Origin of the sequence: Hyalangium sp. (assembly GCF_035629615.1) — a bacterium.
Taxonomy (GTDB): domain Bacteria; phylum Myxococcota; class Myxococcia; order Myxococcales; family Myxococcaceae; genus Hyalangium.
In genome coordinates this window covers 1-7,270 of record NZ_DASPHO010000398.1, presented here as the reverse complement: position 1 = coordinate 7,270, position 7,270 = coordinate 1, and the positions used below count along the sequence as shown (strand labels likewise).

The following is a 7,270-nucleotide window of genomic DNA, read 5'->3' as shown; positions in this document are numbered from 1 at the left end:
CAGATCTCCAAGGTGTCCATCGTCGGGGTGGGCATGCGCAACCACTCGGGCGTGGCGGCGAAGATGTTCAAGGTGCTGGCCGGCGCGGGCGTCAACGTGCAGATGATCTCCACCTCTGAGATCAAGGTGTCCTGCGTGATCCACTCCAACTACACGGAGCTGGCGGTGCGCGAGCTGCACACGGCGTTTGGCCTGGACAAGCCCGCCGTCGAGGGCGTGGCCGAGTAAGGGCTGAGCGTGAACCGGACAGGCTCACTTGCCGCCGCGGCCCTCGGGCTGATGGCGCTCGGAGGGGTGGCGCGGTGGTGGTGGCCGAGCTCCACTCCGGCGCTGGACTGCGAGCCCGCTTCGGTGCGGTTCCGAGACGGAGTGGCCGTCTGTGGAGAGGGGGCCCCGCCCCAGGGCGCGCAGGCCCTGGCACTTGGGCTGAAGCTGGACCTCAACTCCGCCTCGGAGGAGGAGCTGGCCCGGCTGCCAGGCGTCGGGCGCTCGCTGGCGCGCAAGCTCGTGGAGGCCCGCGAGGCCCAGGGGCGCTTCTCGAGCTGGACCGAGGTGGACGCCGTCTCCGGGATCGGCGCTGCCAAGCTGGAGACCCTCCAGGCAGCCACCGAGCTACGATAGGAGCCGTCCCACGGCCTCGTGTGGTAAGCACGGTTCGTGCAGATCGCCTGCCCTCAGTGCTCGATGCAGTACGACCTCGACCCTCGGCTGCTGCCGCCCTCGGGGGCCTCGGTGCAGTGCACGCGCTGCAGCTTCGTCTTCACGGCGATGCCCTCCGGCGAGGTCCTCGTCCCGGGTCAGGGACAGGGCGGCACGGGCCCCAAGGCTGGAGGGGCTCCCCGCTCGGCGGTCGGCACGAGCACCCAGGTCTTCGGCAGCCCTTACGCGTCCTCCACGAGGCCGGGAGGCCCCAGCCCCACCACGACGCAGGTCTTCGGAGCGGTCCCCATGCCCGGAGGGGAGAGCGCTTCCGATAGGACACCCGCCTACGGCTCTGGGACGGCTCCTCCAGGCGCCTCCGCAGGGCCGCCCTTGTACGACAGGACCCCGGCCTACGGCTCCGGAACGATTCCCGCCAGCGCGCCGGGGGGGGCGTCCGGGGCCTCCGTGGGGAAGACCCAGGTCTTCGGCGCGGTACCTCAGCCATCCTCCTCGCCGGCCGCGACGCAGGTCTTCGGTGCAGCCTCCGTCCCCACGAAGGCCCCAGCGGTCGCCACGACTCAGGTGTTCGGTGCGGCCTCGGCTCCCTCGCCGCTTCCCGCGGGCGCACCGACGCAGGTGTTCGGTCCGGTCTCGGCTCCGGCGCAGCCTCCCGCAGCTCCCTCGCCGCTTCCCGCTGCATCCACCACGCAGGTGTTTGGTTCGGCTGCGGTCGCCGCCAAGGCTTCGTCGCCCGCCACGACGACCCAGGTCTTTGGCGCGGCGTCGGTCACCGCGCAGGCCCCATCACCGGCCACCACTCAGTCGTTCGGTTCGGCTGCAGTCGCCGCGAAAGCCTCGTCGCCAGCCACCACGACGCAGGTCTTCGGCGCGGCGTCGGTCCTGCCCCCGGCGCCCACGCCGTGGATGGCCGAGCCTGGACCTGCTCCGTCCAGGCCAGGCCCCTCCAGGTCGGCTCCGGCCATTGCGCTGCCCGAGGAGCCGGCCGCGCTGCCTGGGATCGGGCTCCCGTCGTTCCCGCCGGAACCGGCCGTGGAGCGGAGCGGGCCCATCATGCCCAGGCGCCATACCGCGCCCATTGAGCTGCCCCCCGAGATGCTCGTCTCGAGTCCCTCCGCGGGCGACAGGTCCGTCTCGGAGCAGGCCTCGGGAGGTAGGGGGGAGCGAGTCCTGATCATCCTGGCGGCCATCGTGGCGCTGGGGCTGACAGCCGTGCTGTCGTACCCGGTCTGGCGCAACCAGAGCGTGGAGCTGCCGGCCGAGGCGCTGTCCACCAAGGACCAGGCGGTGAGCCTGCTGCGGCGGGACGACGCCACCTCCCGGCAGCAGGCCATCGACATGCTGACGATCGTGGTGGCCCAGTACCCGAAGTTCACCGAGGCCCAGGCGGAGCTGGTGGTCGCGCTCTCGCTTCAGCTCGATGACGTGAAGGTCGAGCTCGAGTGGCTGACTCAGGAGGAGCACCGGGCCCACAGGGAGCTCAGTGCCCTGGAGCTCGCGAAGTCCCCGGCCGACTGGAAGAGCCGCATCAATGCGCGGAAGGAGGAGCTGGCGGCCCTCGGCCAGCAGAAGCGTCCTCTCGAGGCGGCAGCCACGGAGCTCACGAAGCAGCTGGATCAGCTCCTGCCCACCCTCCGCGCGGCGCCGGAGACGGAGCCCTCGGCGGATGTGGTGGCGCGGTGGAAGGCGCAGGCGGTCCACGAGAGCGTCCGGGGCAATCCCCAGGCGATCGCGCTGGCCGACAAGCTGGCCAAGCTCGAGTCCCCACCACTCTGGAGCATCGTCACGCGCGTGGAGTACGGCCTCAACGCCTCGTCACCGCCGGCCGCGCTGCATGAGCTGAGCGCGGAGCTGGCGAAGGTGCGCGAGCAGGACAAGACGTTCTTCCGCGCCTATGTGCTGGGCGCCCGGCTGGCGCTGCGGCAGAACGATCTGGCCGCGGCCCAGGCCTTGCTCGGCCCGGTGGTGGCGCTCAACCCGAACCACACGCTTGCTCTCAAGCTCCAGAAGCGGGCGGCCTCCGGCGCTCCTGCCCCTTAGCGCAGAGCGTGGATTTCAGCCCACAGTTCTCTCAGGGCTGGAGAAAGTTCAGCGTTGCACGCCTCGGCCGGCGAGGCTCCCCCCTCTCTCTGAGGGCAGTGGCTCCAGGCTCTCGCGGCACGTCCTTTGCTGACCCCTCCTTGGATTCGAGCACTCGGGAACGTGGAGGCGAGGGTGATGGCGGAGGTCTTCTTCTGGTGCGCGGCACTGCTGCTGCTGCACACATACTTTTTCTACCCACTGTGGCTGTTCGCGATTGAGGGTGTGGCACAGGTCTTCCACACCGTCCGCTCCATGCGGGCGGGGGAGAAGCGTCTCCCGGCGCACAAACCTGGGCCGCTGCCTTCGGTGAGTCTGGTGGTGGCCGCCTACAACGAGGCGAGCTGCATCCGGCAGAAGCTGCAGAACAGCCTGGCGCTGGCCTACCCGGCGAACCGCTTCGAGGTGCTGATCGGCTCGGACGGCTCCACCGACGGCACCGATGAGATCGTCCAGGAGTGCACGGACTCGCGGGTGCGGCTGTCGCCGGCGCCGCGAGCCGGGAAGACGACGGTGCTCAACCGCTGCATCCCCGCGGCCCAGGGAGACATCATCGTCCTCTCGGACGCGAACACGATGATCGAGCCGGAGGCCATCGAGGCGCTGGTGCGCCACTTCGAGGATCCGGACGTGGGCGCCGTCTGCGGCAAGCTGCGGCTCTACAACCCCACGAAGCAGGACTACGAGGAGAGCGTCTACTGGAGCTACGAGTCGCTCATCAAGTTCTACGAGGGCAAGCGCGGCGCGGTGGTCGGCGCCAACGGTGGGCTGTACGCCATCCGCCGCAGGCTCTTCACGCAGCTGCCGCCGTCCACCATCGTGGATGACTTCGTCATCCCGCTGCGCATCCTCGAGCAGGGCTACAAGGTGGTCTACGAGGCCGGCGCGGTCGCGCACGAGGAGACGACGGAGGACTACGGCAAGGAGTTCGGCCGCCGGGCGCGGATCGCCGCGGGCAACTTCCAGAGCCTGCGCCTGGTGCCGGGGCTGTTGCTGCCCACGGCGGGCTTCCCGGCGTTCGCCTTCTGGTCCCACAAGCTGCTGCGCTGGTGCGCTCCGGCGCTCATGGCGGTGGCGCTGCTGGCCAACGTATTCCTGCTGGACAGTGTGTTCTACCGGCTGACGCTCTTCACGCAGGTGATGTTCTACGCGCTGGCGTACCTTGGGAAGACCGGGGTGCTGACGGGGACAGGGCGCCGGATCGCCTCCATGGCCTACTACTTCGTGACGATGAACCTCGCCATCGTGGTGGGCTTCTGGCGGTTCCTGCGCAACGCGCAGAAGGCCGCGTGGGACCGCACCGCCCGCGCCTGAGCTGCGCCTGAGCCTCTCGTGCCACCCCGCACGAGAGGCTCTATCTGTCCCTCCTCCTGGCACTACGGCGTGGGATCGCCGCATTTCCAGATCCATCGGTGGTGAGGGCCATCGCCTGGGACTCGGAGTTGGAGTTCCAGCCCAGGCGCCGGACCCAGGCCAGTGCTCCCGTGAAGGTGAGCGCCAGCACGTAGCTGCTGTAGGCCCGTCACTGGTGAGCGTGTTCCCGCTTCCGTGGGGTGAACCTGACCCCGACCTGCGGGCTCACACGATTTCCTTACCGCGAAATCTTCTTCCGGTATTTACAGCAAGGCTCCTTAGGCGCACGATCCCCTCTGTTCGTATCTTTACTTTTTAGCAGCGAGCGAGGCTCGTGCTGGGCAATGGGGGAAAGCCAATGAACGCCAGAGGTCAGGCTTTGAGCTGTCATTCTTTGAGGGCAGTCGTTGCCTTAACGTTGCTCACGTGCCTGACGGGGGCTCACGCGTCGTCGCCACCCTCGGCGGAGTTCACTCTCTTTGAGAGCGGTCAGGTCCGGCCGCTGGCGCTCTCCCCCAGCGGCAGGCTCCTCTTTGCCGTCAATACACCGGACAACCGCCTCGAGATCTTCAAGGTCGAGAACAGCGGCCTGGTGCATCGCTCCTCCGTGCCCGTGGGGCTGGAGCCTGTCGCGGTCGCCGCTCGCAGCGATGACGAGGTCTGGGTCGTCAATCACCTGTCTGACAGCGTGAGCGTGGTCCGGCTCGGCCACGACGGGCGCGGTGGTGCTGTCACGCGGACCCTGCTCGTCGGTGACGAGCCTCGCGACATCGTCTTCGCCGGGCCTCAGAAGCGGCGCGCCTTCATCACCGCCGCCCACCGCGGCCAGAATGCCCCTTTCAATCCGCAGCTCACCACGGAGGGTGTGGGACGGGCCGACGTCTGGGTCTTCGATGCCGAGAACCTGGGCGGCTCGCTCGGGGGCAACCCGCTCACGATCGTGAACCTGTTCGGCGACACGCCGCGCGCGCTCGCCGCGACGCCTGACGGCTCGCGCGTCTACGCGGCCGTGTTCCACTCCGGCAACCGCACCACGGTGCTCCACGAGAGCGCGGTGCCCAATGGCGGTGAGTCGGAGGACGGCGTCCCCGGGCCGAACGTCAACGTCCAGGGCGAGCTGGCTCCGGAGACCTCGATCATCCTCAAGTTCAACGGCCTGGACTGGCTGGACGTGCTGGGCCGCCCGTGGACGGACAAGGTGAGGTTCTCCCTGCCGGACAAGGACGTGTTTGCCATTGCCGCCGCAGCCAACCCGCCAGCGCAGCTGCCGGGCCCCACCGGCTTCTACACCGGCGTCGGCACCGTCCTCTTCAACATGGCCGTCAACCCGGTGAGCGGGAAGGTGTACGTCAGCAACACCGAGGGCCGGAACGATCTGCGCTTCGAGGGCCCCGGCACCTTCGCAGGCACCAGCCTCCGGGGGCACCTGCACGAGAGCCGGATCTCGGTGCTGAGCCCCGCGGGCGTCGCCCCGCGGCACCTCAACAAGCACATCAACTACAGCGCCTGCTGCGCCCCGAACCCCAACCCGGAGAGCGAGAAGAGCCTCGCCCAGCCGCTGGGGATGGCGGTGAGCTCCGATGGCTCCACCTTATATGTGGCCGCCTTCGGCTCCTCGAAGATCGGCGTCTACTCCACCTCGGCGCTCGAGGCCGACACCTTCGTGCCGAGCACGGCGAACCAGATCCCGGTGAGCGGCGGTGGCCCCACCGGCATGGTGCTGGATGAGTCTCGCCGGCGCCTGTACGTGCTGACGCGCTTCGACAACTCGCTCTCCGTCATCAACACCACCACCCGGCAGGAGATCGCGCACCTGTCCATGTACAACCCCGAGCCGACGAGCATCGTCGAGGGGCGTCGGTTCCTCTACGACGCGCGGAACAGCTCGAGCCACGGTGACTCGTCCTGCGCCAGCTGCCACATCTTCGGAGATTTCGACAGCCTGAGCTGGGATCTCGGCAACCCGGACGGCGTCGTGAAGGCCAACCCGAGCCCCATCGTCCCGGGGCTGCCCGAGTTCGGCGACGATCCCACCTTCGGCCAGGACACCCGCTTCCACCCGATGAAGGGCCCCCTGGCGACGCAGAGTCTGCGCGGGATGGCCAACCACGGCTCCATGCACTGGCGAGGAGACCGCAATGGCGGCTTCGACGAGCCGAACGCTCAGCCGAACAGCGGCGTGTTCAACGAGGAGGCGGCCTTCAAGCAGTTCAACCCAGCCTTCCAGGATCTGCTCGGGCGGAGCGCGCAGCTCACCCCTGCGGAGCTGCAGAAGTTCACCGACTTCATCCTCCAGGTGATGTACCCGCCCAACCCCATCCGGAACCTGGACAACTCACTGACGGCGGATCAGCAGGCGGGCAAGGACTTCTTCCTCGACGTCACCAGCTTCTTCCATGGCCCGTGCGGCGCCTGCCACAAGCTCGAGCCCAACGCCAACCCCGAGGAGGGCCGCTTCAAGGGCTTCTTCGGAGGCAACGGCGTCTCGTCCTTCGACGCGGAGCCGCTGTTCCCCAAGGTCCCGCACCTGCGCAACATGTACCAGAAGGTGGGCATGTTCGGCGCTGGCTTCGGCTTCGGCTCGGTGGGGGAGGATCCGTTCCTGGGCGAGCAGGTCCGCGGCATCGGCTTCAACAGCGACGGCAGCATCCCCACGCTGTTCCTCTTCAACAGCGGCTTCGACTTCCACCCGATCTTCAACCAGCCCGGCATCCCGCTCACACCCGAGGGCACCAAGGCCAAGCAGGACATGGAGAAGTTCATGCTGGCCTTTGACAGCAACCTGGCGCCCATTGTCGGCCAGCAGGTCACCTTGACGGCTGCCAGCCAGGCCGTGGTGGGGTCTCGCATCCAGCTGCTGAAGGCGCGCGCGGGGGCTGGCGAGTGCGACCTGGTGGCCAAGGGCCGGATCGCGGGACTGGAGGTGGGCTTTCTCTACCTGGGCAGCGGCCTGTTCGCGGGCGACCGGCAGGCGCTGGCCCACATCCCCGATCTGGTTCTCCGGACGGCGGTTGTCGCGAGCGGCGGCATGCTGACGTACACCTGCACACCGCCACGCTCGGGCGTGCGCATCGGAATTGATCGGGATCTCGACGGGTTCCTCGACGGGGACGAGCGGGCGGCGGGCAGCGACCCGGCCAACCCATATAGTACGCCTTGAAATGCAACCCACCCCCCC

The 7,270-nt window shown here is 68.5% G+C and carries 5 protein-coding genes; all 5 read left to right on the top strand.

The window, feature by feature from the left end; genetic code table 11:
* On the top strand, nt 1-228 hold a 228-nt coding region (locus VD972_RS20575), incomplete at its 5' end, for an ACT domain-containing protein (protein WP_324989556.1).
* A gap of 9 nt (nt 229-237) precedes the next feature.
* Nucleotides 238-621 carry a ComEA family DNA-binding protein gene (locus VD972_RS20570; protein ID WP_414654093.1) on the top strand — a complete coding sequence of 128 codons (384 nt, stop codon included), beginning with the start codon at nt 238-240 and terminating at the stop codon, nt 619-621.
* Between the two features lie 36 nt (nt 622-657).
* Nucleotides 658-2,700, top strand: a complete 2,043-nt coding sequence (locus tag VD972_RS20565) for a zinc-ribbon domain-containing protein (RefSeq protein WP_324989555.1) — start codon at nt 658-660, stop codon at nt 2,698-2,700.
* Nucleotides 2,701-2,877: 177 nt separating this feature from the next.
* Nucleotides 2,878-4,053 carry a glycosyltransferase family 2 protein gene (locus tag VD972_RS20560; RefSeq protein WP_324989553.1) on the top strand — a complete coding sequence of 392 codons (1,176 nt, stop codon included), beginning with the start codon at nt 2,878-2,880 and terminating at the stop codon, nt 4,051-4,053.
* A 397-nt stretch (nt 4,054-4,450) separates the two neighbouring features.
* Nucleotides 4,451-7,252 carry a beta-propeller fold lactonase family protein gene (locus tag VD972_RS20555; protein ID WP_324989551.1) on the top strand — a complete coding sequence of 934 codons (2,802 nt, stop codon included), beginning with the start codon at nt 4,451-4,453 and terminating at the stop codon, nt 7,250-7,252.
* Nucleotides 7,253-7,270: the final 18 nt, after the last annotated feature.